Source organism: Ruegeria sp. A4 (assembly GCF_056543025.1).
In genome coordinates this window covers 194,606-219,605 of the sequence record NZ_JBQGAW010000004.1, presented here as the reverse complement: position 1 = coordinate 219,605, position 25,000 = coordinate 194,606, and the positions used below count along the sequence as shown (strand labels likewise).

25 protein-coding genes are annotated in these 25,000 nt (G+C 59.4%); 19 read left to right on the top strand and 6 right to left on the bottom strand.

The window, feature by feature from the left end; genetic code table 11:
* Positions 1-1,272 (top strand): aspartate aminotransferase family protein, encoded by a 1,272-nt coding sequence (locus ACR0E2_RS14375; protein ID WP_480446853.1) that lies wholly within the window; start codon positions 1-3, stop codon positions 1,270-1,272.
* A gap of 238 nt (positions 1,273-1,510) precedes the next feature.
* Here the strand turns inward: ACR0E2_RS14375 and hemC are convergent, their stop codons facing one another.
* Complete coding sequence (gene hemC, locus ACR0E2_RS14370) at positions 1,511-2,476, bottom strand: hydroxymethylbilane synthase (protein WP_480446852.1); 966 nt, start codon at positions 2,474-2,476, stop codon at positions 1,511-1,513.
* 106 nt (positions 2,477-2,582) lie between these two features.
* Here hemC and hemE point away from each other — a divergent pair, with 106 nt between their 5' ends.
* Entirely contained in the window at positions 2,583-3,617 is a 1,035-nt protein-coding gene (gene hemE / locus ACR0E2_RS14365; RefSeq protein WP_480446851.1) for a uroporphyrinogen decarboxylase, read from the top strand.
* Between the two features lie 80 nt (positions 3,618-3,697).
* Here the strand turns inward: hemE and ACR0E2_RS14360 are convergent, their stop codons facing one another.
* On the bottom strand, positions 3,698-4,792 hold the full coding sequence (locus tag ACR0E2_RS14360) for a CaiB/BaiF CoA transferase family protein (RefSeq protein ID WP_480446850.1): 1,095 nt from the start codon (positions 4,790-4,792) through the stop codon (positions 3,698-3,700).
* Between the two features lie 165 nt (positions 4,793-4,957).
* Here ACR0E2_RS14360 and ACR0E2_RS14355 point away from each other — a divergent pair, with 165 nt between their 5' ends.
* The 6 genes from ACR0E2_RS14355 to uvrC all read left to right on the top strand — a co-directional run bounded on the left by ACR0E2_RS14355 (position 4,958) and on the right by uvrC (position 11,642).
* A complete protein-coding gene (locus ACR0E2_RS14355; protein ID WP_480446849.1) occupies positions 4,958-5,887 on the top strand; it encodes an ABC transporter ATP-binding protein in 930 nt (309 codons plus the stop codon).
* Positions 5,884-6,645: an ABC transporter permease gene (locus tag ACR0E2_RS14350; protein ID WP_480446848.1), complete on the top strand. Its 762-nt coding sequence runs from the start codon at positions 5,884-5,886 to the stop codon at positions 6,643-6,645. The genes ACR0E2_RS14355 and ACR0E2_RS14350 overlap by 4 nt, the downstream gene beginning before the upstream one ends.
* Positions 6,646-6,759: 114 nt before the next feature.
* Positions 6,760-7,557: a S49 family peptidase gene (locus tag ACR0E2_RS14345; protein ID WP_480446847.1), complete on the top strand. Its 798-nt coding sequence runs from the start codon at positions 6,760-6,762 to the stop codon at positions 7,555-7,557.
* A gap of 171 nt (positions 7,558-7,728) precedes the next feature.
* Positions 7,729-8,688: a calcium/sodium antiporter gene (locus ACR0E2_RS14340; RefSeq protein WP_152459801.1), complete on the top strand. Its 960-nt coding sequence runs from the start codon at positions 7,729-7,731 to the stop codon at positions 8,686-8,688.
* 21 nt (positions 8,689-8,709) lie between these two features.
* Positions 8,710-9,489: an SDR family oxidoreductase gene (locus ACR0E2_RS14335; RefSeq protein WP_480446846.1), complete on the top strand. Its 780-nt coding sequence runs from the start codon at positions 8,710-8,712 to the stop codon at positions 9,487-9,489.
* Positions 9,490-9,779: 290 nt separating this feature from the next.
* Entirely contained in the window at positions 9,780-11,642 is a 1,863-nt protein-coding gene (uvrC, locus tag ACR0E2_RS14330) for an excinuclease ABC subunit UvrC (protein WP_480446845.1), read from the top strand.
* Here uvrC and ACR0E2_RS14325 read toward each other — a convergent pair.
* Positions 11,639-12,523 (bottom strand): DMT family transporter, encoded by an 885-nt coding sequence (locus ACR0E2_RS14325; RefSeq protein ID WP_480446843.1) that lies wholly within the window; start codon positions 12,521-12,523, stop codon positions 11,639-11,641. The genes uvrC and ACR0E2_RS14325 overlap by 4 nt on opposite strands.
* Before the next feature lie 173 nt (positions 12,524-12,696).
* On the opposite strand from ACR0E2_RS14325, the gene pgsA reads away from it, so the two are divergent.
* From pgsA to ACR0E2_RS14305, 4 genes are all read left to right on the top strand, one after another.
* Positions 12,697-13,365 (top strand): CDP-diacylglycerol--glycerol-3-phosphate 3-phosphatidyltransferase, encoded by a 669-nt coding sequence (pgsA, locus tag ACR0E2_RS14320; protein ID WP_152456738.1) that lies wholly within the window; start codon positions 12,697-12,699, stop codon positions 13,363-13,365.
* Positions 13,366-13,368: 3 nt separating this feature from the next.
* Positions 13,369-13,614, top strand: coding sequence for a molybdopterin converting factor subunit 1 (gene moaD / locus ACR0E2_RS14315; protein ID WP_480446842.1), 246 nt, complete (start codon positions 13,369-13,371; stop codon positions 13,612-13,614).
* A 3-nt stretch (positions 13,615-13,617) separates the two neighbouring features.
* Positions 13,618-14,061, top strand: a complete 444-nt coding sequence (locus ACR0E2_RS14310; RefSeq protein WP_480446841.1) for a molybdenum cofactor biosynthesis protein MoaE — start codon at positions 13,618-13,620, stop codon at positions 14,059-14,061.
* Between the two features lie 112 nt (positions 14,062-14,173).
* On the top strand, positions 14,174-15,382 hold the full coding sequence (locus tag ACR0E2_RS14305) for a trans-sulfuration enzyme family protein (RefSeq protein WP_480446840.1): 1,209 nt from the start codon (positions 14,174-14,176) through the stop codon (positions 15,380-15,382).
* Between the two features lie 21 nt (positions 15,383-15,403).
* On the opposite strand, the gene ACR0E2_RS14300 is transcribed toward ACR0E2_RS14305, so the two are convergent.
* From ACR0E2_RS14300 to ubiA, 3 genes are all read right to left on the bottom strand, one after another.
* Positions 15,404-15,724 carry a hypothetical protein gene (locus ACR0E2_RS14300; RefSeq protein ID WP_117870533.1) on the bottom strand — a complete coding sequence of 107 codons (321 nt, stop codon included), beginning with the start codon at positions 15,722-15,724 and terminating at the stop codon, positions 15,404-15,406.
* 1 nt (position 15,725) lies between these two features.
* On the bottom strand, positions 15,726-17,663 hold the full coding sequence (locus ACR0E2_RS14295; RefSeq protein ID WP_480446838.1) for an OmpA family protein: 1,938 nt from the start codon (positions 17,661-17,663) through the stop codon (positions 15,726-15,728).
* A gap of 64 nt (positions 17,664-17,727) precedes the next feature.
* Positions 17,728-18,690: a 4-hydroxybenzoate octaprenyltransferase gene (ubiA, locus tag ACR0E2_RS14290; RefSeq protein WP_480446837.1), complete on the bottom strand. Its 963-nt coding sequence runs from the start codon at positions 18,688-18,690 to the stop codon at positions 17,728-17,730.
* A gap of 12 nt (positions 18,691-18,702) precedes the next feature.
* On the opposite strand from ubiA, the gene ACR0E2_RS14285 reads away from it, so the two are divergent.
* The 7 genes from ACR0E2_RS14285 (at position 18,703) to ACR0E2_RS14255 (ending at position 24,978) form a co-directional block, all read left to right on the top strand.
* A complete protein-coding gene (locus tag ACR0E2_RS14285) occupies positions 18,703-19,428 on the top strand; it encodes a 16S rRNA (uracil(1498)-N(3))-methyltransferase (protein ID WP_480446836.1) in 726 nt (241 codons plus the stop codon).
* Between the two features lie 68 nt (positions 19,429-19,496).
* Positions 19,497-20,270, top strand: coding sequence for a GNAT family N-acetyltransferase (locus ACR0E2_RS14280; RefSeq protein ID WP_480446835.1), 774 nt, complete (start codon positions 19,497-19,499; stop codon positions 20,268-20,270).
* Entirely contained in the window at positions 20,267-20,794 is a 528-nt protein-coding gene (locus ACR0E2_RS14275) for a hypothetical protein (RefSeq protein ID WP_171119774.1), read from the top strand. Before ACR0E2_RS14280 ends, ACR0E2_RS14275 begins: the two co-directional genes overlap by 4 nt.
* A gap of 66 nt (positions 20,795-20,860) precedes the next feature.
* On the top strand, positions 20,861-22,231 hold the full coding sequence (locus tag ACR0E2_RS14270) for a glutamate--cysteine ligase (RefSeq protein ID WP_480446834.1): 1,371 nt from the start codon (positions 20,861-20,863) through the stop codon (positions 22,229-22,231).
* Between the two features lie 70 nt (positions 22,232-22,301).
* Positions 22,302-23,375, top strand: a complete 1,074-nt coding sequence (gene pheS / locus ACR0E2_RS14265; RefSeq protein ID WP_480446833.1) for a phenylalanine--tRNA ligase subunit alpha — start codon at positions 22,302-22,304, stop codon at positions 23,373-23,375.
* Positions 23,372-24,100: a TIR domain-containing protein gene (locus tag ACR0E2_RS14260; RefSeq protein WP_480446832.1), complete on the top strand. Its 729-nt coding sequence runs from the start codon at positions 23,372-23,374 to the stop codon at positions 24,098-24,100. The genes pheS and ACR0E2_RS14260 overlap by 4 nt, the downstream gene beginning before the upstream one ends.
* Positions 24,101-24,183: 83 nt before the next feature.
* The gene (locus tag ACR0E2_RS14255) at positions 24,184-24,978 is read left to right on the top strand and encodes a CE1 family esterase (protein WP_480446831.1); all 795 of its coding nucleotides are present in this window, start codon (positions 24,184-24,186) and stop codon (positions 24,976-24,978) included.
* The last annotated feature ends 22 nt before the right edge of the window (positions 24,979-25,000 follow it).

Below are 25,000 nucleotides of genomic sequence, written 5' to 3'. Positions count from 1 at the left end.
ATGCTGAAGATCCAGACACAGTCCGAGTGGATAGCACGCGCAAAAGAGGTTCTGCCAGCTGGCGGTTTCGGCAACTTCGATCCGGGCATCATCATCGCCCGTGGCGAGGGCAGCCATGTCTGGGACGAGGACGGGAAGGAATACATCGACTATCTGATCGGGTCCGGCCCGATGCTGCTGGGCCATGGCCACCCCGAGGTGATGGAAGCGGTGCTGGAGCAACTGCCCAAAGGAATGACCTTCTTCGCCAACAACAGCAAGGGCATCGAACTGGCCGAGGCCATCATCGAAGCCGTCCCCTGTTGCGAGCAGGTGCGTTTCGTTGCCTCTGGGGGCGAAGCAGACATGTACGCCATGCGGCTGGCGCGTGCCTATACCGGGCGCGACAAGATCCTCAAGTTCGAAGGGGGGTATCACGGAATGAGCGCCGAGGCGCAGATGAGCCTGGCCCCCAGCCGCCGGGTCAATTTCCCGCAGGCCGTTCCCGACAGCGCCGGTATCCCCCAAAGCGTGGCCGAGCAGATGCTGATCGCGCCTTTCAATGATCTTGACGCGGTGGCGGCGCTGCTGGACGAACATGATGATGTCGCTGCGATCATGGTCGAACCCTTGCAGCGGATCATCCCGCCCGAGCCGGGGTTTTTGCAGGGCTTGCGGACCTTGTGCGACAAATTTGGTGTTCTGCTTATTTTTGATGAGATCGTCACCGGGTTCCGTCTGGCTTACGGCGGCGCACAAGAGCGATATGGCGTGACCCCGGATATCTGTACGCTTGGCAAGATCACCGGTGGTGGTTTCCCTCTGGCGGCATTGGGTGCCAGCACCGAGATCATGAAGCATTTCGACAAATCGAAAGTCGGAGAACAGGGCTGGCTGATGCAGTTGGGCACTTTGTCCGGCAACCCCATAGCCTCAGCGGCGGGGCTGAAGACGATGGAGGTTTTGCGGCGCGACGGCACCTATGAACACCTGCGCTCGATTGGGAAGCAGTTGCAGCAGATGCAATCGGACGCTTTGAATGAGGCGGGCATCGCCCATCGCATCTGCGGTGACGAGACCTTGTTCGACATTTATTTCACCAAGGCCGAATGTCGGGATTATCGCAGCGCAAACCATGATGATCCGCAGCGCAATGCCACTTACAATGCAACGTTGCGGGCGCATGGGGTCTTCAAGGCTCCGGGCAAACTGTACCCGTCGCTGGCGGTTACCGAAGCGGATCTGGAACAGACCAGAGAGGCCGTTCGTCACGCCGTTGACGCGATTTCCTGAACGCGGGTCTGGCACAACGCAATCTGGCACAACGTAAACGGGTCGCTGTTGAACTCAACAGCGACCCGCTACCTTTGGAAGCCGGGGGTCAGCCTCGCCCCCTCGAATACTGATTAAAACACCGGCAATCTGAAAACTTTTCGATACTTTCGAGACTGACCCGACTTCCTCTTCGGTATGTCACAGTAATGCCTGATCGCGCCGCCTGCTACAGTGATCAAGTTCACACTAAACAAATTTATTTTGAATTTTTCCAATCGAATAGATCAGGTCCCGCCTGTTCAAGCAGTTCAGCCGCCATCGCGCGGGCCATCTCAGGCCCATCCTCGACGGGGCCGGTCATATCCCTGCTGGCGGTTTCCGTTCCGTCCGGGCGCAGCACTTCGCCCCGCAACCTTAGGGTGTCGCCGTCAAGTTCGGCAAGGCCGGCGATCGGGGTTTCGCAGGACCCGTCCAGCGCGTCCAGCAATGTGCGTTCAGCCGCCAGACGCCATCCCGTTTCCGTGTGATGAATCGCGTCCAGCATTTCGGCCGCGCGCATGTCGTCGCTGCGCCGTTCGATGCCGATGGTGCCCTGCGCGATCGCCGGCAGCATGTCGTCAGGGGAAATGGCGCTGGCCGGAACCTCATCCATTCCCAAACGGCGAATGCCTGCCATTGCGAGAAACGTGCAATCGGCAACCCCGTCTTCAAGCTTTTTCAGCCGTGTCTGCACGTTTCCGCGAAACTCGACCACTTTCAGATCCGGCCTCCGGTTCAGCAGCTGCGCCCGCCGCCGCAAGGACGAGGTGCCCACAACGGCGCCTTCGGGCAGATCGTGAATCGAGCCCAATCGCGGAGATATGAAGGCGTCGCGCACATCCTCGCGCGGCAGGAACGTATCAAGGATCAGCCCTTCGGGTTGTTCAACGGGCATGTCCTTTGTTGAATGCACGGCGATGTCGATTTCGGCGCGTAGCATCGCCTCTTCGATTTCCTTGGTGAACAGGCCCTTGTTGCCGATTTCCTTCAGCGGTCGATCCGCGTCGATCATGGCGCGATTGTCACCGGTCGTCTTGATCACCACGATTTCGAACGCATCCTGTGGCAGATCAAAGGCATCGCTCAGGCGTTCGCGCGTTTCATAGGCCTGAGCCAGAGCCAGCGGCGAGCCACGAGTGCCGATTCTGAGGGGCGATGCGGGGGTGGGCAGGGTCAAAGTCATGTGCACAGCTTTAGTCGCGTCACATTGCCCTGACAATGGGGGCTGAGCTTGACAAATTGCCGCCGAAGGACGACCCGTTGCCAAAACCTGAATGCTGGGGACAAACATGGCCGAGACAAAAAAGCTGCTGAGGGCGCTGGCGGGCGAAGTACAGGATGTGCCGCCGATCTGGATGATGCGTCAGGCGGGTCGGTATTTGCCGGAATACCGGGCCACACGTGCTCAGGCCGGGGATTTCCTGTCACTGTGCTACAATCCTGAACTGGCAGCAGAAGTTACCTTGCAGCCAATTCGGCGATATGGGTTCGATGCGGCGATCCTGTTTGCCGACATCCTTCTGGTGCCACAGGCGCTGGGGGCTAACCTTTGGTTCGTGACCGGTGAAGGCCCGCGTTTGTCCACAATCACGCAGCAGGCCGAGTTTGATGCGTTGAAACCTGTTGACGCAATTCACGAGACATTGTCCCCGGTTTACGAGACGGTGCGCATTCTTTCGCGGGAATTGCCGTCGGAAACCACCTTGATCGGATTCGCAGGTGCGCCGTGGACTGTGGCCACTTACATGATTGCAGGGCGCGGCACGCCGGATCAGGGTCCCGCGCATGCGTTGCGCGAAGGTGATAACGCTTTGTTCGAGGCGCTGTTGGACCGCATCACCGCGGCAACGATTGAATATCTGTCCGCTCAGATCGACGCCGGTGCCGAGGTGGTCAAGATATTTGACAGTTGGGCGGGGTCTTTGAAGGGCGAAGCTTTCCGCAAATACGCGGTCGAGCCGTGCCGGGTGATCACGCAGGCCATCAAGGAACGTCACCCCGGTATCCCCGTGATTGGATTTCCGCGGGAAGCAGGCGACGGGTATATCGGGTTTGCAAGGTCGACCGGCGTGGATTGCGTGGCGCTGGACAATTCCGTGTCGCCCGAATGGGCGGCTGAGAACGTGCAGATTGATGGCTGTGTACAAGGCAATCTGGCGTCGTCGCACATGGTTACCGGCGGGCAGGCGCTGGTGGATGAGACCCGGCGCATCGTTGAGGCGTTTTCCACGGGGCCGCATATTTTCAACCTCGGCCATGGGATCACTCCGGATGCCGACCCGGACAACGTTCAGCTGATGATCGACACGGTGCGCGGCGGGTAGAACGCGTGGGAGGGGGCCAGCCCCCTCTTGGCCGCTGGCCAATTCACCCCCGGGATATTTCTGGCCAGATGAAGAGTGTGTCAGGCGCTTTCCGGGGCTTGGAGTTCGTTCAGGATCTCGGCGGTGTGTTGTCCGCGCGCCGGGCTGGGCTTTGGTTGCCACTGGTGTGTGGAAAAGCGTGGGGCGGCGGTGGCCTGTAGGGTGCCGTCAGTCTGGCGCCAGGATTGACGGGCTGCATTCATCGGGTGGGCTGCGGCCTCGTCGGGGCTGAGTACCGGTGCGACGCAGGCGTCTGAACCGTCGAACAGTTTGGCCCAATGGTCGCGCGGCCTGGACGAGAAGATTTTGGCCAGGCGCCGGGTCAGGTCGGGCCAGAGCTTGCGGGTGTATTGTTGTTGGAACGCCGGGTCCCGGGACAGGCCCAGGATTTCAAGAAATCGGGCGTAGAATTTTGGTTCAAGGCATTGGACCGAAACAAATCCGCCGTCCGCGCAGGTGTAGGTTCGGCTCCAATGCGGACCGTCCAACAGGCTTTGGCCGCGGGTTTCAGACAGGTTTCCGGTTTGGCGCATGGTCATCAGAAGGTTCATCATATGGGCCGAGCCGTCGTAGATAGCGGCGTCGACCACGGTGCCTTTCCCGGTTCTTTGTGCGTTGATCAAACCTGCCAGGATGCCCGTGACAAGGTACATGGCGCCTCCGCCGATATCGCCGACCAGGGTTGCAGGGGTTTGAGGCGGCTGATCCGGGAGAGAGGCGTACCAGAGCGCACCGGACAAGGCGATGTAGTTCAGGTCATGCCCAGCCGTTTCGGCCAGCGGGCCATCCTGCCCCCAGCCTGTCATGCGGCCATATATCAGCTTTGGGTTGCGGGTCAGGCAAAGATCCGGGCCAAGTCCCAGCTTCTCCATCACGCCGGGGCGAAAGCCTTCGATCAGTGCGTCCGCCGTGTCAATCAGGCGGCGGGCGGTCGCCAGATCTTCGGGATCCTTCAGATCAAGCGCGATCGATCGTTTGCCGCGGTCCAGAAGCGAGCTGTCCGGCATGCCCGGTGTTACTGCCTGGCCTTTGCGGTGGATCGTGATGACGTCGGCGCCCAGATCGGCTAGCTGCATGGCGGCAAACGGGCCGGGGCCCAGCCCTTCGATTTCGACTATGCGTATTCCATGCAGCATCGGCGCCCTCCGTTTTGGCAGAGTTTGCGGGTGGGTTGACGGATTGCAAGTTGGAATTGAGCATGGTTCTGACAACCATTACAGAATGCGCAGCACGTTGTGCGAAATTGACCTGTTACAGGCTGGTTCCGCGCGATAGGGTCTCGGTCGGAACGGGGAACGGATATGACGACCATTTTGTCCATCAAAAACCTTCGCAAGTCTTACGCGGATGGGTTCGAGGCGCTGAAAGGTGTGTCTCTGGATATTGAAGAGGGTGAGATACTTGCGCTTCTGGGACCAAATGGCGCCGGAAAGACAACCCTGATTTCGACGATTTGTGGAATTACGACTCCGACCTCGGGGGTGGTCACGGTTGGCGGGCATGACACACAGTCCGATTATCGCGCAGCGCGCAGGATGATAGGGCTTGTGCCGCAAGAGATCGCGTTGGAACCGTTTGAAAAGGTCTGGAACACGGTCCGGTTGTCGCGTGGGCTGTTCGGGCTTGGCAAGGACAACGCGCGGATCGAAGAGATTCTGCGCAAGCTGTCCCTGTGGGGCAAGCGCAACAACGCGATCAAGGAATTGTCCGGCGGCATGAAGCGGAGGGTGCTGATCGCCAAGGCCCTGGCCCATGAACCCCGGGTGCTTTTTCTGGACGAGCCGACTGCCGGAGTGGATGTCGAGTTGCGCAAGGACATGTGGGAGCTTGTGGCGGAACTGAAACGGGACGGTGTCACCATCATTCTGACCACACATTATATTGAAGAAGCAGAAGCGATTGCGGATCGTGTCGGCGTCATCGACAAGGGTGAGCTTTTGCTGGTGCAAGACAAAGACACACTCATGTCGCAGATGGGAAAAAAGCAGATCGAAGTCATGCTGACCGAACCCATCGACCGAATTCCCGATAGTCTGGTCAGCCACAATCTGGCTCTCAACGGCGCGGGTGATTGTCTGATCTATACCTACGATACCCATGCGGATCGTACCGGCATAACGACCTTGCTGAATGACGTGTCCGAGGCCGGGTTGGTGTTGCGCGACGTGCAGACCAGGCAATCAAGCCTGGAAGAGATCTTTGTCAATCTGGTATCTGGAGAGGCCGCATGAACTGGACCGCGATCGCTGCCATCTACCGGTTCGAAATGGCCCGTTTCTTTCGCACTCTGGCACAGAGCTTTCTGTCGCCGGTTCTGTCGACGTCGCTTTATTTTGTGGTTTTTGGCACCGCCATCGGCAGCCGTATCCAAGAGGTCGAAGGCGTTTCATACGGTGCGTTCATCGTGCCGGGGCTGATCATGTTGTCGGTGGTGATGCTGTCGATTTCGAACGCGTCGTTCGGAATTTACTTCCCCAAGTTTCTGGGCACCATCTACGAGCTGTTGTCCGCTCCGGTCAATTTCATCGAGATCGTGATCGGATATGTCGGAGCCGCCGCAACCAAGGCGTTGTTCGTGGGGTTGGTGATATTGGTCACTGCGACGTTTTTCGTCGATATTCGGATCGAGCATCCGTTGGCCATGGCAGCGTTTCTGATCCTGTCCTGTCTCAGCTTTTCGTTGCTGGGATTCATCATCGGCATCTGGGCCAGCAACTTCGAACAGATGTCGCTGGTGCCGCAGTTGGTGGTGACGCCACTGATCTTTCTGGGGGGCACGTTTTATTCGATCTCGATGCTGCCGCCATTGTGGCAGACCATCACGCTGTTCAATCCCGTGGTCTATCTGATTTCGGGTTTCCGCTGGTCCTTTTACGGGCTGGCAGATGTGCCGATCGTTTTCAGCCTTCTTGCCATTGTCGCGTTTACAGCTCTGTGCTTGGCGGTTATCGGCTGGATATTCAAAACCGGCTGGCGCATTCGCAGCTGACCCTCGCCAAGGCGTTGCATTTTTGCCCATCGGGTGTGTGAATTTGGTTCACGTCGCGTTTAACGCCGGCAGAGTCCCTTGTTTACGGGTTGGGGGCACTCTACATCGGCACCCATGAAGCTCAGCCTGCCGTTCGTAAAAAAGCACCCTTGCGTGGCCGTTGTCCGTTTGTCCGGTTCCATTGGAATGGCGGGGCGTGGGGCGTTGAACGAAACAACCCTGGCCCCGGTTCTCGACAAGGCGTTTCGAAAGGGGAAACCTGCGGCTGTCGCGCTCGAGATCAACTCTCCGGGCGGGTCGCCTGTACAAAGCTCTTTGATTGGCGCCCGAATTCGGCGCTTGTCGGAAGAGCTGGACGTGCCCGTGATCGGGTTTGTCGAAGATGTTGCGGCATCCGGAGGATATTGGCTGGCGGCTGCCGCGGATGAGATCTGGGCCGACGACAGTTCGGTTCTTGGCTCGATCGGAGTCATTTCGGCAGGTTTTGGCGCACATGTCTTTCTGGCGCGGCAGGGGTTCGAGCGGCGCGTCCATACGGCGGGCAAATCGAAATCGATGCTGGATCCCTTTTCGCCGGAAAAGAAAGAGGATGTGGCGCGCTTGCAAAAGCTGCTGGGCGACATCCACGAAAACTTCATCGCGCATGTCAAAGCCCGCCGGGGTGACAAGCTGGATCACAGTGCCGATCTGTTCACGGGTGAAGTCTGGCTGGCGCGTCGTGCGCATGAACTGGGTTTGATCGATGGTATCGCCCATCTGAAACCCAAAATGCAGGAACGCTTTGGCGACAAGGTCAAGTTCCGCCGTTATGGCGTTCGCAAACCGATCTGGTCGCGGTTCGGGGCCAACCTGGCACAGGATGCCATTGCCGGGTTAGAGGAGCGTGCGGCCTACGCGCGTTTTGGTTTGTGACGTGATCATCAAGGCTGTCACACTTTTTCTGATCGGCATGGGTGTCCTGGCGATGTTCGGCAAACTGCGCTTTCCGGGGCAGAAGAAACTGAGTTCCGCCAAGTGTCCGCGCTGCGGACGGTTTCGCATAGGCAAAGGCCCCTGCGCCTGCGAAAAAGGAGGCCGGACTTGATTACCACATGGCTGTTGTCCGGTCTGGGTCTGTTGATTCTGCTGCTTGCAGGCGACGCCCTTGTGCGTGGTGCCGTGAACCTGAGCCTGCGCCTGGGCGTTCCTGCGTTGATCGTCAGCCTGACGATTGTGGCATTCGGAACGTCCGCGCCTGAGCTTTTGATTGCCATCAGCGCTTTGAAAGAGAACGCCCCCGGTATCGCACTGGGCAATGTGGTCGGATCAAACACGGCCAACATCCTGTTGGTTCTTGGACTGCCCGCATTGCTGGCAACGCTTCACACAAGTGAATGTGACAGCCGCCGGAACTATGTCTTCATGCTGATGGCGACGGTTCTGTTCATTGGTTTGGCATTCTTGGGAACGTTCACGTTCTTCAGCGGCCTGATCTTGCTGGCGGCGTTGGGTCTTGTTCTTCTGAACGCCTTCCGCGAGGCAAAGGCCCATCGCAAAGCCTGCGGTGAAGCCTGTGTGGACGAAGAGCTTGAGGGGCTGGAAGAAGCTGATCCTGACATGCCTTATTGGAAGGTGTCGGTGTATCTGATCCTCGGGCTGATTGGTCTGCCAATGGGTGCGCATCTTTTGGTAGATAACGCAACGATCATCGCGCGGACCTACGGGGTCAGTGAGACGGTCATTGGTTTGACGTTGATCGCAGTTGGAACGTCTTTGCCCGAATTGGCGACAACAGTTATGGCCGCTTTGCGCAGACAGGCCGACGTTGCGCTGGGTAACGTGATCGGTTCGAACATGTTCAACCTTTTGGCCATCATCGGGATCGCAACCTGGTTTGGTCGTATCCCGGTTGATCCCGAGTTCCTGCAATTCGATCTTTGGGTCATGCTGGGCGCATCGCTGCTGCTGATACCGTTTGTATTCCTCAAACGCGACATCTCGCGCGTCTGGGGGTTGGTGTTGACTTTCCTTTATGTGCTTTATGTCATCGTACTGCTGGTGTGATCTGACCAAACGAGGTGAAGCATGACCCGAGCCCTAGTCACCGGCGCCGGTATTCGTCTGGGCCGGGCCATGGCACTGTATCTGGCAGATCGAGGTTTCGATGTGGCCGTGCATTACGCCTCATCCGAAGGTCCGGCGCAGGAGACGGCGGCAGAGGTACAGGCCCTGGGCCGAAAATCCGTGACCCTGAAGGCCGATCTGCTGGACGAAGCTCAGGTTCAGGCGCTGCTGCCCAAAGCGGCCGAGGCGCTGGGCGGGCCGATCACGTGTCTGGTGAACAACGCATCGATCTTTGAATACGACAACATCCGCACGGCAACCCGGCAAAGCTGGGATCGACATCTCGACAGCAACCTGCGCGCGCCCTTTGTGCTGACGCAGGCCATGGCAGGTCAGGGGCTGAGCGCCGGAACAGATGAAAATGGCGAACCGCTTGCAACCGGCCTTATCGTCAACATGGTGGACATGCGCGTGCGTAAACTGACGCCCGAGTTCATGTCATACACCATCGCAAAAATGGGCTTGTGGGCACTGACCCGAACGGCGGCGCAGGCATTGTCTCCGACGATCCGTGTCAACGCGATCGGGCCGGGCCCGACGATGCAAGGCCACCGCCAAAGCCAAGAGCATTTCCAGGCACAGCGTTCAAATACCGTTCTGGAGCGGGGATCCAACCCGTCTGACATAACCGCAGCACTTGGGTATTTTCTGGACGCACACGCGGTCACCGGACAGCTTTTATGCGTGGACGGTGGTCAGCATCTGGGTTGGAAAACTCCGGATGTTCTGGGTGTAGAATAGGTAATTCTGCTGCAAGTTTTGCACCGCTCTCAATTGTGTTACACGCGCGTTACAAAAATGTCTTTTTTTTCATATACTTGCTAAGTATGCAAAAAAATAATGTTTAAAAACAACAACTTGATAAGTTGCCTATTTTTTGTGCAAGTAAAGGAAAAGGCAAGGAAACAAGGGGATTTCCGATCTTCCGGAATTTTATCTTCACACTTATCCACAGAAATCGTGGATTTGTTTTCTCTTGATCTGAAAGGCGTGAGATTGCAGCCATTGCCAGAGAATCATATCTCAGGATCATGACCACCGACGGCGAATCATCCCCCACCGGCTATGCCTGCATTCAGCGCTATGTAAAAACGCTGGACAGTTCTCCGGGCGTTTACCGCATGCTCGATGCAGACAGCCGGGTTCTGTATGTCGGCAAAGCCCGAAATCTCAGGGCACGGGTGTCGAATTACACACGGCCGGGTCATTCGGGGCGGATCGAAAAGATGATCGCCGCGACGGCCTCGATGATGTTCCTGACCACGCGAACCGAGACCGAGGCCCTGCTGCTGGAGCAGAACCTGATCAAGCAGCTCAAACCCAAGTACAATGTATTGTTGCGGGATGACAAAAGCTTTCCAAACATCCTGGTCGCCAAGGATCATGACTTTCCGCAGATCAAGAAACACCGAGGGGCGAAGAAGGAAAAAGGTGCCTATTTCGGCCCCTTCGCCAGTGCCGGTGCGGTGAACCGGACGCTGAACCAGTTGCAAAAAGCGTTCCTGCTGCGCAACTGCTCGGATTCGATGTTCGACAGCCGAACGCGGCCATGCCTTCTGTATCAGATCAAGCGGTGTTCCGGGCCGTGTGTCGGCCTGATCTCAGAGCAGGATTACCGCGAAAGCGTGAAGGACGCCGAACGCTTCCTGTCGGGCCGCTCGACCAAGGTGCAGGAGGAACTGGCCGAGCAGATGATGGCCGCATCCGAGGCGATGGAGTTCGAACGCGCCGCCGGTCTGCGTGACCGCATCCGGGCTCTGACACAGGTGCAGACCTCTCAGGGCATCAACCCGCGCGGTGTGGCCGAGGCGGACGTGATCGGCCTGTATATGGACAGCGGTCAGGCCTGCGTGCAGGTGTTTTTCATCCGTGCGAACCAGAACTGGGGCAACAAGGATTTCTATCCCCGCGTCGGCCCGGATGTTTCACCAGCCGAGGTGATGGAGGCCTTTCTGGGGCAGTTCTACGACAACAAGGAACCGCCGCGTCAGCTGATCCTGTCGGACGGAATCGAAAACGTGGATCTGATGCAGGACGCGCTGGCTGAGAAAGCCGGGCGCAAGGTTGAAATCCTTGTGCCGCAGCGTGGCGAAAAACAGGAACTGGTTGCCGGCGCCTTGCGCAACGCGCGCGAGGCTCTGGCCCGCCGCATGTCGGAAAGTGCAACGCAGGCCAAGTTGCTGCGCGGGCTGGCCGAGGCGTTCGATCTGGATGGTCCGCCGGGACGGATCGAAGTCTATGACAACTCTCATATTCAGGGCACCAACGCCGTCGGCGGCATGATCGTGGCCGGCCCCGAGGGGTTCATGAAGAACGCTTACCGCAAGTTCAACATCCGCGGAGACGACCTGACACCGGGTGACGATTTCGGCATGATGAAAGAGGTACTGAACCGCCGCTTCACCAGACTGCAAAAGGAAGACCCGGACCGCGACAAAGGGTTGTGGCCCGATCTGTTGCTGATTGATGGCGGCGCCGGGCAGGTAAGCGCGGTGCATCAGATCATGGTCGAACATGGGGTCGAAGACATTCCCATGGTCGGCGTCGCCAAGGGGGTCGACCGCGACCACGGCAAGGAAGAGTTTCACCGGATCGGCCAGCGCCCCTTTGCGCTGAAACGCAACGACCCTGTGTTGTATTTCATTCAACGACTCAGGGACGAAGCGCACCGGTTCGCCATCGGCACCCATCGTGCGAAACGCGCCAAGGCCGTGGGTACAACGCCGTTGGATGAAATCCCAGGGGTAGGGGCTGCGCGCAAGCGTGCTCTGTTGACCCATTTCGGCAGCGCCAAAGCCGTCAGCCGGGCCAATCTGACCGATCTGAAAGCGGTCGAAGGGATTTCGGCCGGGTTGGCGCAGAAGGTTTACGATTTCTTCCACGACAAGGGCTAGGCCTGCCGGCCCCGCCACAGGATATATAGGCCCGACGCGACGATCAGCGCGCTGCCGATCCACATGTTGGGATCCAGCCTCTCACCAAACATGGCTACGCCAAGCCCGATGCCGAACAACAGCCGGGTGTATCTGAACGGGGTCACGGCGGACACTTCGCCGGTGCGCATCGCCTTCATCAGCGACGCATAGGCCATTACGCCCATCAGCACCGCACCGATCAGATGCAGGCTGGTGTGAAGGCCAACCGGTGCAATCGGCGCGCCCTCCCAGAACCGATAGGCCACCCCGGCCACGATGATGCTGAGGAAGCCGTAAAACCCCAGGACTTCGGTTCCAAGCGTGGCAGGTGCTGCGCGGCTGGCCAGATCACGTCCGGCAAATCCCAGCATTCCCAGCACCGCCAGTGTCGAAAGCAGCGAAAAGCTGTCTCCGGTGGGTTGCAGGATGACGACAACGCCGATCATGCCGACAAAGATAGCGCTCCAACGCCGCCAACCGACTGTCTCGCCAAAGAACAACGCGGCGCCTGCAACAACGACCAGAGGCGTGGCTTGCAGGATCACCGTGGCCGAGGACAACGGCGTCAGTGCGATGGCCAGAACATAGAACAACCGACCAAAGACCTCGAACAGCACCCGAATTTTCATTGGGCGGGACAGAACGTCAGGTTGCAGCAGCCGCTGCCCACGGGCCCGGGCCACCGCAGCGAAAATCACCGACCCGCCCGCGCCGAAAAGAACCAGGACCTGCCAGATCGGCAGCGCGGCTGAAGCTGCCTTCAGCAACGCATCCTCCAGCGCAAAACCGGCCATCGCGGCGACCATCCAGAGGCTGCCGATCATGTTTGACCGTGTGTCGGTTTGAATATGCGCTGTCATCTGGTTCTTTCCGGCTGGGCTTGCGCGGCAATCTGACCGCAAAGCCGGGAAAGGCCAAGAGGTACTGTTCTGAGACGTCGGGCCTGCGGCGCTTTGACCAAGCGCTTTTGAATGATACAGTTTTTTGTCTGATTGGCTTTTCTGTCCCGGACCGGCGATATAGGGTCCAAGCCATGAAGTGGAATTTGCCTAATCTCCTGACCGTCCTGCGCCTGCTGGCCGCGCCTGGGCTGGCAGTCATGTTTCTATATTTCACCCGTCCCTATGCGGACTGGTTTGCACTGATCCTGTTCCTGTCGGCGGCGATTACCGATTGGTTCGATGGGTATCTGGCCCGCGCGTGGAAGCAGGAGACCAAGATCGGAGCGATGCTGGATCCGATCGCCGACAAGGCCATGGTGGTGATCGCGCTTATGATCCTTGTGGGCTATTCGACCGAGCACTGGACGCCGTGGCTAGTCCTTCCCGCAACCGTGATCCTGTTTCGCGAAGTTTTTGTCTCGGGCCTGCGGGAATATCTGGGCGATGTGGCCGGAACGCTCAAAGTCACCAAACTGGCCAAATGGAAGACCACGGCCCAGATGGTCGCCATCGCGGTTCTGTTTTCGCAGGGTATCTTCGAGCACTATGCCGTGATGGCGAGTTTTGGCATGGATGCCGAGCTGGTCGAGCAGATCATTGCGGGTCAGGTCGACGACGTGAACCACCTGCGCCTGAATGTCGATGGCATGTATTGGGCGGGTCAGGTCGGGCTGTGGCTGTTGTGGATTGCGGCAACGCTTACATTGATCACCGGCTATGACTACCTACGTAAAGCCATGCCTCATCTGAAGGAGAGCTAACCGATGGATGTTCTGTATTTCGCCTGGGTGCGCGAACGCATCGGCTTGCCAAAGGAAAAGGTCGAAACGCAAGCGGCCACGGTCAGCGAATTGGTGACTGAACTGAGCGCTCGGGAAGAGCGCTATGCCGCGGCATTTTCCGATCTGTCCGCGCTGCGCGTTGCGTTGGATCAGGAGCTGTCGGATTTCGATGCGTCGCTGGCAGGTGTTCGGGAAGTTGCGTTTTTCCCACCGATGACGGGCGGTTGACCGATGCGGATCGCGGTTCAGGAAGAGGCATTTGATCTGGGGGCCGAGGCCAATGCCTTTGCCGCCGGGGATGATTCCAACGGCGCCATTGTCACCTTCACCGGCGTTGTGCGTGACCTGGCGAGCGGTGATCTGGATGTGATGGAGATCGAGCACTATCCCGGTATGACCGAACGCGCCCTGACCAAGATCGCCAAAGAGGCGCAGGCGCGTTGGGCATTGGGTGACGTGCTGGTCATACACCGTTTTGGACGCTTGGTTCCGGGGGATCGCATCATGATGGTGGCCACGGCGGCCCCGCATCGCAAGGACGCGTTCGAGGCGGCCGAATATCTGATGGATTACCTGAAATCCCGCGCACCGTTCTGGAAAAAGGAAATTACCCGTTCCGGCGCCGAATGGGTTGCGGCCAAAGATCAGGACGAAGACGCTCTGAGCCGCTGGTAGCGTCGCGCGCCCACAGCGGTGGTTCTGGAAACCGAGCGGTTTCAATTCTTCTCTGGACGCCGGATCACGAGCCTGCGCTAAATCTGCGCAAGTGGATCAGGAGGATGGCGGCATGCAAGACGGGCTGAGAAACAAGGGCCTAGCGACACGGGCAATCCATGCGGGCGAAGCCCCGGACCCGACCAGCGGTGCGTCTGCGCCGGCCCTGCATATGTCTTCGACATTCGTCACGGATCAGGTGGCGGGGTTTTCGGCCCACGATCTGGAGGAAGAAGCCCCTTATCTTTACGGGCGCTGGGCCAATCCCAACGTCAGGACGCTGGAAGCCAAGATCAGCATGTTGGAAGGCACCGAAGATTGCCTGTGTCTGGCGTCCGGTATGGCGGCGGCCACCGCCATCTTCCTGACGTTCCTGTCTGCCGGGGATCATTTGATCGTTTCCGACGTCTCTTACGCGGGCGTGGCAGAGCTGGCGCGGGACACGTTGCCGCGTTTGGGGATCCATGTCAGCACGGTCAACATGTCCGATCTTTCGGCGGTATCAGCAGCCATCAGGTCGAACACGCGTCTCATCCACACGGAAACACCCGTGAACCCGATCGGTCGTCTGACCGATCTGGCATCGGTTTCAGCAATTGCCAAAAGCGCGGGGGCGTTGCTGTCCTGCGATGCGACTTTTGCGTCTCCGCTTGGTCAGCCAAGCAAAGACCTGGGCGTTGATCTGATTATGCATTCGGTGACCAAGTATATCGGCGGGCACGGTGATGCCATCGGTGGTGCGGTGGCCGGGCGAAAGGACCTGATCGCGAAAATCCGCACCGAATCCGCGATCCACCACGGCAGCATCATGTCCCCCTTCAACGCGTGGATGATCGCGCGGGGCATGGCCACTCTACCACTGCGGATGACAGCGCATCAGGCGGGTGCCACCGTCGTTGCCGATTGGCTTGAGACGCGCGCGCGCGTGACCAGAGTGATCTATCCGGGGCTGAAGTCGCATCCCCAATACGAGCTGGCCCAACAACAGATGCGCAACACATCCGGAATGATCGCTTTTCAGGTGGGTGATCACGCAACAGGCGAGGCACTGGCCCAGCAGATGATCGATAAACTCCGGATCGTTCACTATGCCGTGTCGCTTGGCCACCATCGCAGTCTGATATTCTGGATGGGAACCGAAGCTTTGATGCAATCGTCCTTCCGATTGGAACGGGCGCAATTGGCAAGTTACCGGGATTACGCAGGCGACGGCGTGTTCAGGCTGTCGGTTGGTCTGGAAGACCCCGAAGACCTGATCGCAGATTTGGCGCAGGTCCTGTGAGCCGTCCGGGAAGGCGGTTTCTCAGTCGGCGTTGTTGATCCGACCGCGCATTTCCTCGGCCTCTTGCCGCGCGGCGCGCAGACCGTCCATGGCTGCGGCCAGCTCTGCCTCTGTCTGGGTCAGCTGATTGGTCAACTCGGCTTCACGTTGCTGAAGATAGGTTATGGCCTGATCGCGGGTTTCTTCCGCTTCGTGCAGTTCCTGGCTCATGCGATCCAGATCGGCAACGTCGCTTTGGCGGACGCGGGACAGGCGGTGTGCCAGCCAGTTGGCAAACCAGCCCATGCAGAAGGCCGCAAACAGAATGACGGCTGTGGCGATGATGAATTCGGTTCTGTTCAACTTACTGGTCCTCTGCGTCCGTGTCTGGTGCGGTCGATTCGGTCTGATCCGTTTCAGGCGCGTCAGCCTCAGCCCCAACCTCGGCCCCAACCTCGAGCGCTTCGAGGCCTGTTTCGGAGGTTTCGACAGGCTCGGGACGAATCAGCCGGAATTCGATCCGCCGGTTGGCTTCGCGGCCTTCCTCGGTGTCGTTGTCCGCGATGGGCTGTGTTTCACCGTATCCAACGGCAGTGTAGCTGCTGGTGGGAATGCGCCGCCCGCGCAGCTCGTTCAGAATCGATTGCGCCCGTGCCTGGCTGAGCTGCTGGTTCATCTCTTCGCGGCCCTGGCTGTCGGTATGGCCCTGGATCTCCAGCCGGATCGGCCCGCAGTCACGCAGGATGTCGGCGATCTGGTTCACCGTATCGCGCGAGTCGGATGCGACCGTCGCTGATCCGGGTTCGAACGCAATTTTGCTGACGGTCTGGATTTCGGCGATCTGCGCTTCGCAGACTTCAGGATCGGGCAGCGCGTCTTCGGGCTCTGGCGGAGGCTGATAGGTGATCGTCAGGGTGAATTCCTGCCCTTCGCCCAGCTTGTCCGACAACTGACCTGCGATACGGGCCTTGGCGTCCTCTTCATGGCTGAGGCCGGTCAGTTCGACCGAGCCTGGTGTTACGGTCAAGGCCCCGTTGTGAAGCTGGGCCAACGCCTCGAGGCCGGCCAGAACACGCACCGGCCAATCTGCCGGAAGCCCCGGCGCGATGCGGGTCGCGGTATAGACCTGATCCGAGCCGAAGGCCGCGCGGGCATAGCTGTCGACCATGTCCCGCAACGTTTCATCCCGCAGACGCCCTCGCAGTTGCACAAGCCCTTCGGGGCTGCGGGTCGCCGAGAACTCGACGGGTCCGGTCTGTTCGCTGGTTTCAGGTTCCGGCAGCACGGCATGCAGGGCAAAGACCTGAGGCAACGCTGTTTCAAGTTCACCTACAACCCGGTCGAACAAGGCTGGATCCGTGCCTTGCGCCGCAACCAGGGTGATGTCCGCATCCGACATCGTGACCGAGCCTTTGCCGATTCTGGCCAGTGCCTGAATGCTCTTCTCGGCGGCTTCGGGCCAGCGTGGTGAGGGCTCGCCCAGGCCGATGGTGCAGGAGTATGGCCCGGACAACCCGGCATCGCGCGCAGCGGTCACGATCCGGTCGCGTGCCTTTGCATCCTGTGCCGAACAGGCGTCAAATTGCCCACCGTCTTCGTTGATCAGAAAACGCAGCGTAAAGGGCGTTATGACGGGACGAGGCGCCGAGATCGCCAGCCCGATCCGCAGGCTGGGCGGCGCGGCGCGGGTCAGATCGCGTTCGAGACGTTGTTTTTCCTGTTGGCTGTCCGCAATGGCGGTGATTTTGACCAAATCGGCATTCGCGGAAATTTTGGCACGCGGCAGGCTGGCCAACGCCTCGATGGCATATGATATCGCGGCATCCCAACCGTCGGGCTTGGGGTAATTCGCCGTTTCCATCAGGTCCGAAACTGCGATGTTGGGGTCGAGGTTGCTCAGCCTTCTGATCAGGTCATCTCTGTCTTCGCTGGCGGGGATCAAGCCGATGATCGAGATGCCGTGATCATTGCGCAGAATTTCCGCTGAAAAGCGCGGCGGCGCCAGGGCAGAGGTTGCTTCGACCTCCATTTCATCGATTACGCGGGACGCATCGACCTCGGTTCCGGCTGCGGTCAGTGCGTTGAAACGTGTCGCCTCGTCCGGTGCAATCCCGGTCAGAACCACGCGCAAGCCGTCTGACTCGACCTCGGCCCAGTCGTGCCCTTTGAGGTCAAGCGCCCGGCGCACGGCGAACTCCGATGTCTCTTCGATCTTTGTGACGGCATAGCTGGCTGCCAAAAGCGACAGCCCGGCTGATACAAGAAAGATCAGGGAAACAACGATAAAATACGGCAGACGCATATTTGGGTTTGACACTCCTCAGGCGGTTGGGCCGATCTTTACAGGCCGCGTTCAGCAGGTGCAATCAGAGCAACAGGGCGACGCAGAGGAAGATCAGCGGAATCAAGCCAGTGTCGCGGTTGACCCTGAACAATTGCAACAGTCTGGCATTGTCTTCGATGTCCAGCGCGCGGAGTTGCCACATCATGTGCCAGCCCATTGCCCAAGGCCCACAGAGCGCAACACCCAATGCCAGCATCGAGGCATCCGGCACCCCTGCATCGACGATGGCCAGCCCCATCAGCGACACGGTCGCCACCAAAAAGTACTTCAGCCACCGCGCTGTATCAGCTCCGAACAGACGGGCGGTTGACTTGATGCCGATCAGTTCGTCATCCTCGGCATCCTGATGCGCATAGATGGTATCGTAGAACAGGGTCCACGCGATTCCAGACAGGTAAAGCGTCACCGCTGGCCATCCCACGGAACCGCTATGCGCCGCCCAGGCCAGTAGGGCGCCCCAGTTGAAGGCCAGCCCCAGAAACACCTGAGGCCACCAGGTAAACCGTTTGGCAAACGGATAGATCGTCACGGGCAGCAGGGACAGAACACCCATTGCGATCGCCGCCTGATTGAAGCTGAGAAGGATGCCAAGCGCCAGAATGCATTGCAGGACCATCCAGACCGCGGCCTGCCGGACACTGACCTGACCCGAAGGAATCGGGCGCGAGCGTGTGCGTTCGACCTGCCCGTCGAATTCCCGATCCGTAATGTCATTCCACGTGCAACCGGCGCCCCGCATCAGGAAGGCCCCAAATGCGCATCCCATGGCGATCCACAGATCTTCCCAACGCGGCTGCCCATCATGCAGGATCGCCAGAGCCAGCCCCCACCAACAGGGAATCAGCAGCAGCCATGTCCCGATGGGTCGGTCCGCGCGGCTGAGGCGCAGATAGGGGCGGGCAAAGGCCGGGGCACGGGCGTCGACCCAGTTGCCGCTGACGGCATCGGCGACTTGACCATCTGGTGTTGGGGCATTGCCTTGCATATGTAGGGTCTCATGAGTGCGAAGATCAGACTGTATGTAGAGCAGCCCTTGGGTCAGGGGCAATCGGTTCCTTTGACGCGCGACCAGGCGCACTACCTCTTTGGTGTCATGCGCCTTGCGGTCAAAGGGCAGGTCGCCCTGTTCAACGGGCGGGACGGAGAGTGGTTGGCCGAAGTCTCCGAGGCGGGAAAACGCGGCGGGACGCTGACTTGCCTTGAACAGACGAAACCGTTGCAGCTGCCGCCCGATCTGTGGTTTCTGTTCGCGCCCATAAAAAAGGCCCGCACCGATTTCATCGTGGAAAAAGCCGCCGAAATGGGTGCGGCGCGTATCCTGCCGGTGCAGACCGAGTTCACCAATTCCGAACGCATTCGTCAGGACCGACTGCAGGCCCATGCGGTCGAGGCGGCCGAGCAGTGCGGCGGAACCTTCGTGCCCGAGGTTGCCGATTTGCAGCGGTTGGATCGGCTGCTGGATGCATGGCCCGAAGATCGTCAACTGATGTTCTGCAACGAAGCCGAGGTTGGATCGGCCCTGCGACTGGCCGCCAATGAAAAAGGACGGCCCTGGGCAATTCTCATCGGCCCGGAAGGCGGGTTTTCGGACCAGGAACGCGCGCGTTTGACAGGGTTGCCATTCGCGCATGTGGTCAGCCTTGGCCCTCGTATCCTGCGGGCCGACACGGCAGCGGTGGCTGCATTGACCATGTGGCAGCAGGCGCTGGGGGATTGGGCGTGATCCAAGAAGCCTCGCCGTCTGATGCCCCGGCCATTGAGGCGTTTTTGGCCAAACATCCCGATACTTCCATGTTTCTGCGCAGCAACCTGTTGGCGCACGGGATTGGATTTGGAGACGATGACCACTCCACCCGGTTCTTCATTTGGGGGCAGGATCGCATCCAAGGCGTATTTGGCCTGACCAAAAAGGGCTACCTGATGGCGCAACTGCCCGATTGTTCGCCAGAGGCCGCTCAGGCATTTGCGGGCCGGATCGCAGGTCAGATCGTTCTGGGCATGACAGGGGCTGCACAACAGGTTGAGATGATATTGGATGCGCTAGGGCTTGGACAGGCCTGTTATCGCCTGCATCATGATGAACCCCCGTACCGCCTGGATCTGGGCGAAATCCCAGAGGCACCGATTCCATTTCGTGCCCTGTCCGAGGCAGACCGGCCGTTACTGACGCGTTGGTTTGCGGATTACTTCGAGGATACCGACCAGGCCAAAGGGCAAGAGGCGCGTGAAATGGCCTCCGATCGGATCACCACCGATATTCAATCAGGCAGGGCGATTGTCATGCTGGAAGACGACGCCCCCGTAGCCATGGCCGCCATCAATGCATCAGTCCGGGATCAGGTTCAGGTCGGCGGTGTATTTGTGCCGCGCGAGAACAGAAATTGTGGACTCGGGCGCAAGGTCACAACAGCTGTGTTGCAAAAGGCGAGGACCGACGGCGCGAACGCGGCCATCCTGTTCGCCAACAATCCACCTGCCGCGCGAGCCTATGAAGCTATGGGGTTTCAGCAGGTCGGCTGGTATCGGATCGCCCTGTTGCAAACACCACAAAAGGTGCTGTCATGAGTTTCATCCGACCCGAGGCAAAACTGGCCCTGTGGCGCTGGCGCGAAGTGCTGGTTGCCGGGTTTGTCCTGATCCTCGGTCTCAGCTGGATCAACGGGCCCGGCGGTCTGCTGGGGTGGATCGGCTGGCTGCTTGTCGCTGTCGCAATAGCCCTGGCGGTGATCGGGGTGCAGCGCGCGCGGTTCAGAACCGGCACTGGCGGACAGGGTGTCGTGACCGTCGATGAAGGTCAGATCACCTATTTCGGCCCACTGGATGGCGGCATCATCGCCACTCGCGAGATTGAGCGGCTGGCGCTCGATCCGACCTCGACGCCGGCGCATTGGGTGTTGGAACAACCGGGTCAGGCGGTGCTTCACATTCCTGTGAATGCGGAAGGGGCCGAGGCGCTGTTCGATGTCTTCTCGGCGCTTCCGGGCCTGAAAACCGAGCATATGCTGGCCGAACTGAACGGTGGATCGGCCCACCCGGTCGTGATTTGGGAGCGTACGCCCTCGCGCCCTCCACACCTTCGGCTGCATTGACACCGACGCGGTTTGCCCCCACGACTGGCCAAAAGACAGACACATCAGGATCGGAGCACGGGTCTCATGTCCATCCCCCAGTCCGGCGGCGGACCAATCGAACGCCACGAGCAATTGGCCGAATATCTGGAGTCGGGCTGCAAGCCCAAGGCAGACTGGCGCATCGGCACCGAGCATGAGAAATTCGGCTACTGCAAGGACACGCTGAAACCATTGCCGTTCGAAGGTGCGCGATCCATCGTGGCGGTGTTGGAGGGCCTGCGTGACCGGCACGGTTGGGCCGAAGTCCGTGAAGCGGGTCATCTGATCGGTCTGGAAAAGGATGGCGCCAATGTCAGCCTGGAGCCGGGCGGCGCGCTGGAGCTGTCGGGAGCTCCGCTCGAGACCATCCACGAAACCTGTGATGAGGTGAACACCCACCTGCGCGAGGTAAAGGACATCGCGGATGAGATCGGCGTGGGCTTCATCGGTCTGGGCGCGGCACCGACCTGGACACATGAGGAAATGCCGTTGATGCCCAAGGGGCGGTATCGGCTGATGAACGACTATATGGAAAAGGTCGGTACCATGGGCCGCGCCATGATGCGACGGACCTGCACCGTTCAGGTTAATATCGATTTCGGGTCCGAGGCCGACATGGTGCAGAAACTGCGCGTGGCGCTGGCCTTGCAGCCGGTGGCAACGGCGTTGTTTGCGAATTCGCCCTTTTTCGAAGGCAAGGTAAATGGCCAGAAAAGCTGGCGCAGCTATATATGGCGGCATCTGGACGATGCGCGTACGGGCATGCTGCCTTTCGTGTTCGAAGACGGCTTTGGGTTCGAGCGTTACGTGCAATACGCGCTCGATGTTCCGATGTATTTCGTTTATCGCGACGGCCAGTACATCAATGCGCTGGGCATGTCTTTCCGCGACTTCCTGAAAGGCGAACTGCCCGCGCTGCCAGGGGAAACGCCCACGCTCAGCGATTGGGCCGACCACCTGACCACCGCCTTCCCCGAGGCGCGGATTAAGAAATTCATGGAAATGCGCGGGGCCGATGGCGGCCCATGGCGGCGCCTCTGTGCCTTGCCCGCCTTCTGGGTTGGCCTGACTTACGATCAGACGGCCCTGGACGCGGCTTGGGATCTGGTCAAAGGCTGGGACACCGAGACCCGCGAGGCGCTGCGTGTTGCGGCTGCCAAAGACGGTCTGCAAGCGAAGGTCGGCAAAATCAACATGCACGATCTGGCGCGTGAGGTTGTGGCGATCTCCGAGGCCGGCCTGAAAGCCCGCGCCTATCCCGGTGCTGGTGGCCTGGTGCCGGACGAGACCCATTTCCTCAACGCGCTCAAGGACAGCATCCAAAGCGGGAAAGTGCCTGCGGATGAGTTGCTGGAACACTACAACGGCGACTGGAACGGTGATCTGACCCGGATTTTCCCCGAATACAGCTATTGATCCGCCCGGTCCCGCTTGCATTCGCGGGGCTGGCCCGATAGCAGGTTGGCGACCAAATTCAGAGGGCGTCATGGACGATCTTAAGGCAAAATATCTGGGCCAAATCGCCGAGGCAGGCGACGAGAACGCGCTTGAGGCGATCCGTGTCGCCGCCGTGGGCAAAAAAGGCGAGGTCGCGCTGAAGATGCGCGAGCTGGGTAAAATGACGCCCGAGGAACGCCAGGTGGCAGGCCCCGCGCTGAATGCCCTGAAGGATGAGATCAACTCGGCCCTGTCCGCCAAAAAGGCCGCTTTGGCCGATGCCGCGCTGGATGAACGTCTGCGCACCGAATGGCTGGACGTCACCCTGCCGACCCGCGCGCGCCGTCAGGGCTCGATCCACCCGATCAGCCAGGCGGCCGAGGAACTGACCGCGATCTTTGCCGAACTGGGCTTCTCGGTGGCCGAAGGGCCGCGGATCGAGGATGACTGGTATAACTTTGACGCCCTGAACATCCCCGGCCACCACCCCGCGCGGGCCGAGATGGACACGTTCTATATGCACCGCGCCGAGGGCGACAATCGCCCGCCGCATGTGCTGAGGACCCATACCTCGCCCGTCCAGATCCGTTCGATGGAACTGCAGGGCGCGCCGATCCGCATCATTTGTCCGGGCGGTGTTTATCGCGCCGATTACGACCAGACCCACACGCCGATGTTCCATCAGGTCGAAGGGCTGGCCATCGACAAGGACATCTCGATGGCGAATCTGAAATGGGTGCTGGAAGAGTTCGTGAAGGCGTTCTTCGAGGTTGACGACGTCGAACTGCGCTTCCGCGCGTCGCACTTCCCCTTCACCGAACCGTCGGCCGAGGTCGATATCCGCTGTTCCTGGGATAACGGCCAGCTGAAGATCGGCGAGGGCGACGACTGGATGGAGATTCTGGGCTCCGGCATGGTCCACCCCAAGGTGATCGCCGCCGGTGGGATCGACCCCGAGGTCTATCAGGGCTTTGCCTTCGGGATTGGGATCGACCGTCTGGCGATGCTGAAATACGGCATCCCGGATCTTCGGGCGTTCTTTGACAGCGACCTGCGCTGGCTGAGGCATTATGGGTTTGCAGCGCTGGACATGCCTAACCTACATGGTGGATTGAGCCGATGAGCAGTAAGCAAAAAACAAAGTTCCATGGCACTATCGAAGAACTGAAAGGCCATGTGTCATATGTCGGACGCGATGGGGACTGGTCTGGTGATGAGGCCAAATATGTATTCAAGGGGAAATCTCCGAACAAAGAAATTTTGAACTGGTGGCCAAAAACAGGCACTCTACAATTTCAGGGCGGAAATCCCGATGGCTTTCGTTCCGACCTCGCACAAGCAATGGGAAGTGCTGCGACCTTCAAAGCTACTGCAAAGGGTCAACGCCGAATTTTTGTTGTCCATGGTTCGGATAGTGACGCCTTGGATCAGTTGCAATTGGTTCTCTATAAACTGGGCGTGGAGCCATTGGTTCAGAAAGATGTCGATGGGAAAGGACAAAGTCTGTTCTCTGCTTTAATGGAGAACATCACAAACGAGTCCGATTTTGCTATCGTCCTGATGACACCGGACGATTGGGGTTATCGAAACTCGGAAACCGAGACCGAGAAACAGCCGCGAGCCCGCCAAAACGTGATCCTTGAAGCCGGAATGGCACTTTCGAAGCTGGGTTCGGACCGAGTGGCAATTATCAAAAAAGGCGCTTTGGAAATTCCATCGGATTTGGAAGGCTTGATCCGGATAGAATACAACTCGAACGTCAAAGAAGTAGCAAGTAAGATCGCCCAACGTCTCAATGGAGCAGGAATTCCAATTGACCAGACGAAAGTGATTGCCGCTTCGCAATAGCGGTCTGGCGATGGCGCGGCTTGTTACAGGCTCGCACGGGGTTGTGACGTGACTTGGTGATCAGTCCGGGTAGGGTCGGGCTTATGATTTACCGACTGCTTTGCCTCCTGTTCCTGACTGCCACCCAAGCCGCTGCCGTGGACACCTGCCACGGCGATACCGCCTGTGAGGTCGGCGACCGCTCGTACCATGTGCTGGAACCCGATGGCTGGGACGGCGAAACGCCTCTGCCGGTGCTGCTGCATTTCCACGGCTGGGCGCGGCAGGGGACCGTGGTGGTGAACCATGAACGCATTGCAGGCGCGGCGAAGCTGCGGGGTGTGCTACTGGTGGCACCGAACGGGTTGGGCAAAAGCTGGGATTTCTGGACGTCGGATACCGGCGATGTGCCCTTTGCCGACGCGGTGCTGGAAGACGTCGCCAAGCGCTATCCGGTTGATCCGGACCGTATCTATGTCTCGGGCTATTCCTTCGGAGGCGCGATGGCGTGGCGCTATGTCTGTCAGTCGGGCAATGACATCGCCGCCTTGCTGGCCGTTGCGGGCAGCATCCGCCAGACCGAAGATTGCCCCGAAGCCCCGCGCGAAGTGCGCCATGTGCATGGGCTGGACGACACGGTGATGGATTTTCCCTTTGGACCGGGCGGCGATACCACCTATCCGGTGGCGCTGTGGCGGGAAAAGTACAACTGCAACGGTGCCACCCCGCGCGGGGATTGGAGCGTGAAACCGTTCCTGACGCTCAGCCGGGTGGAATGGACCGATTGTGCGCAGGGGCAGGTGGTGCTGGACACCCATCCGGGCGGGCATTTCATCCCGCATGGCTGGATCGGGCGGCAATTGGATGAGCTTTTGGGCCGCACCCCCACCTATCCGTGACCCGCAGCGCTTGCACCTTGGC

Bases quoted from the DNA above. Each gene is read 5' to 3' on its own strand.
- ACR0E2_RS14375 (WP_480446853.1), top strand. From the start codon at position 1: ATGCTGAAGATCCAGACACAGTCCGAGTGGATAGCACGCGCAAAAGAG.
- ACR0E2_RS14355 (WP_480446849.1), top strand. From the start codon at position 4,958: ATGACGACCATTTTGTCCATCAAAAACCTTCGCAAGTCTTACGCGGAT.
- ACR0E2_RS14260 (WP_480446832.1), top strand. From the start codon at position 23,372: ATGAGCAGTAAGCAAAAAACAAAGTTCCATGGCACTATCGAAGAACTG.
- ACR0E2_RS14270 (WP_480446834.1), top strand. From the start codon at position 20,861: ATGTCCATCCCCCAGTCCGGCGGCGGACCAATCGAACGCCACGAGCAA.
- ACR0E2_RS14255 (WP_480446831.1), top strand. From the start codon at position 24,184: ATGATTTACCGACTGCTTTGCCTCCTGTTCCTGACTGCCACCCAAGCC.
- ACR0E2_RS14360 (WP_480446850.1), bottom strand. From the start codon at position 4,792: ATGCTGCATGGAATACGCATAGTCGAAATCGAAGGGCTGGGCCCCGGC.
- hemC (WP_480446852.1), bottom strand. From the start codon at position 2,476: ATGACTTTGACCCTGCCCACCCCCGCATCGCCCCTCAGAATCGGCACT.
- ACR0E2_RS14305 (WP_480446840.1), top strand. From the start codon at position 14,174: ATGCAAGACGGGCTGAGAAACAAGGGCCTAGCGACACGGGCAATCCAT.
- ACR0E2_RS14350 (WP_480446848.1), top strand. From the start codon at position 5,884: ATGAACTGGACCGCGATCGCTGCCATCTACCGGTTCGAAATGGCCCGT.
- ACR0E2_RS14295 (WP_480446838.1), bottom strand. From the start codon at position 17,663: ATGCGTCTGCCGTATTTTATCGTTGTTTCCCTGATCTTTCTTGTATCA.
- hemE (WP_480446851.1), top strand. From the start codon at position 2,583: ATGGCCGAGACAAAAAAGCTGCTGAGGGCGCTGGCGGGCGAAGTACAG.
- pheS (WP_480446833.1), top strand. From the start codon at position 22,302: ATGGACGATCTTAAGGCAAAATATCTGGGCCAAATCGCCGAGGCAGGC.
- ACR0E2_RS14310 (WP_480446841.1), top strand. From the start codon at position 13,618: ATGCGGATCGCGGTTCAGGAAGAGGCATTTGATCTGGGGGCCGAGGCC.
- uvrC (WP_480446845.1), top strand. From the start codon at position 9,780: ATGACCACCGACGGCGAATCATCCCCCACCGGCTATGCCTGCATTCAG.
- ACR0E2_RS14285 (WP_480446836.1), top strand. From the start codon at position 18,703: ATGAGTGCGAAGATCAGACTGTATGTAGAGCAGCCCTTGGGTCAGGGG.
- ubiA (WP_480446837.1), bottom strand. From the start codon at position 18,690: ATGCAAGGCAATGCCCCAACACCAGATGGTCAAGTCGCCGATGCCGTC.
- ACR0E2_RS14275 (WP_171119774.1), top strand. From the start codon at position 20,267: ATGAGTTTCATCCGACCCGAGGCAAAACTGGCCCTGTGGCGCTGGCGC.
- moaD (WP_480446842.1), top strand. From the start codon at position 13,369: ATGGATGTTCTGTATTTCGCCTGGGTGCGCGAACGCATCGGCTTGCCA.
- pgsA (WP_152456738.1), top strand. From the start codon at position 12,697: ATGAAGTGGAATTTGCCTAATCTCCTGACCGTCCTGCGCCTGCTGGCC.
- ACR0E2_RS14345 (WP_480446847.1), top strand. From the start codon at position 6,760: ATGAAGCTCAGCCTGCCGTTCGTAAAAAAGCACCCTTGCGTGGCCGTT.
- ACR0E2_RS14280 (WP_480446835.1), top strand. From the start codon at position 19,497: ATGTTTCTGCGCAGCAACCTGTTGGCGCACGGGATTGGATTTGGAGAC.
- ACR0E2_RS14335 (WP_480446846.1), top strand. From the start codon at position 8,710: ATGACCCGAGCCCTAGTCACCGGCGCCGGTATTCGTCTGGGCCGGGCC.
- ACR0E2_RS14325 (WP_480446843.1), bottom strand. From the start codon at position 12,523: ATGACAGCGCATATTCAAACCGACACACGGTCAAACATGATCGGCAGC.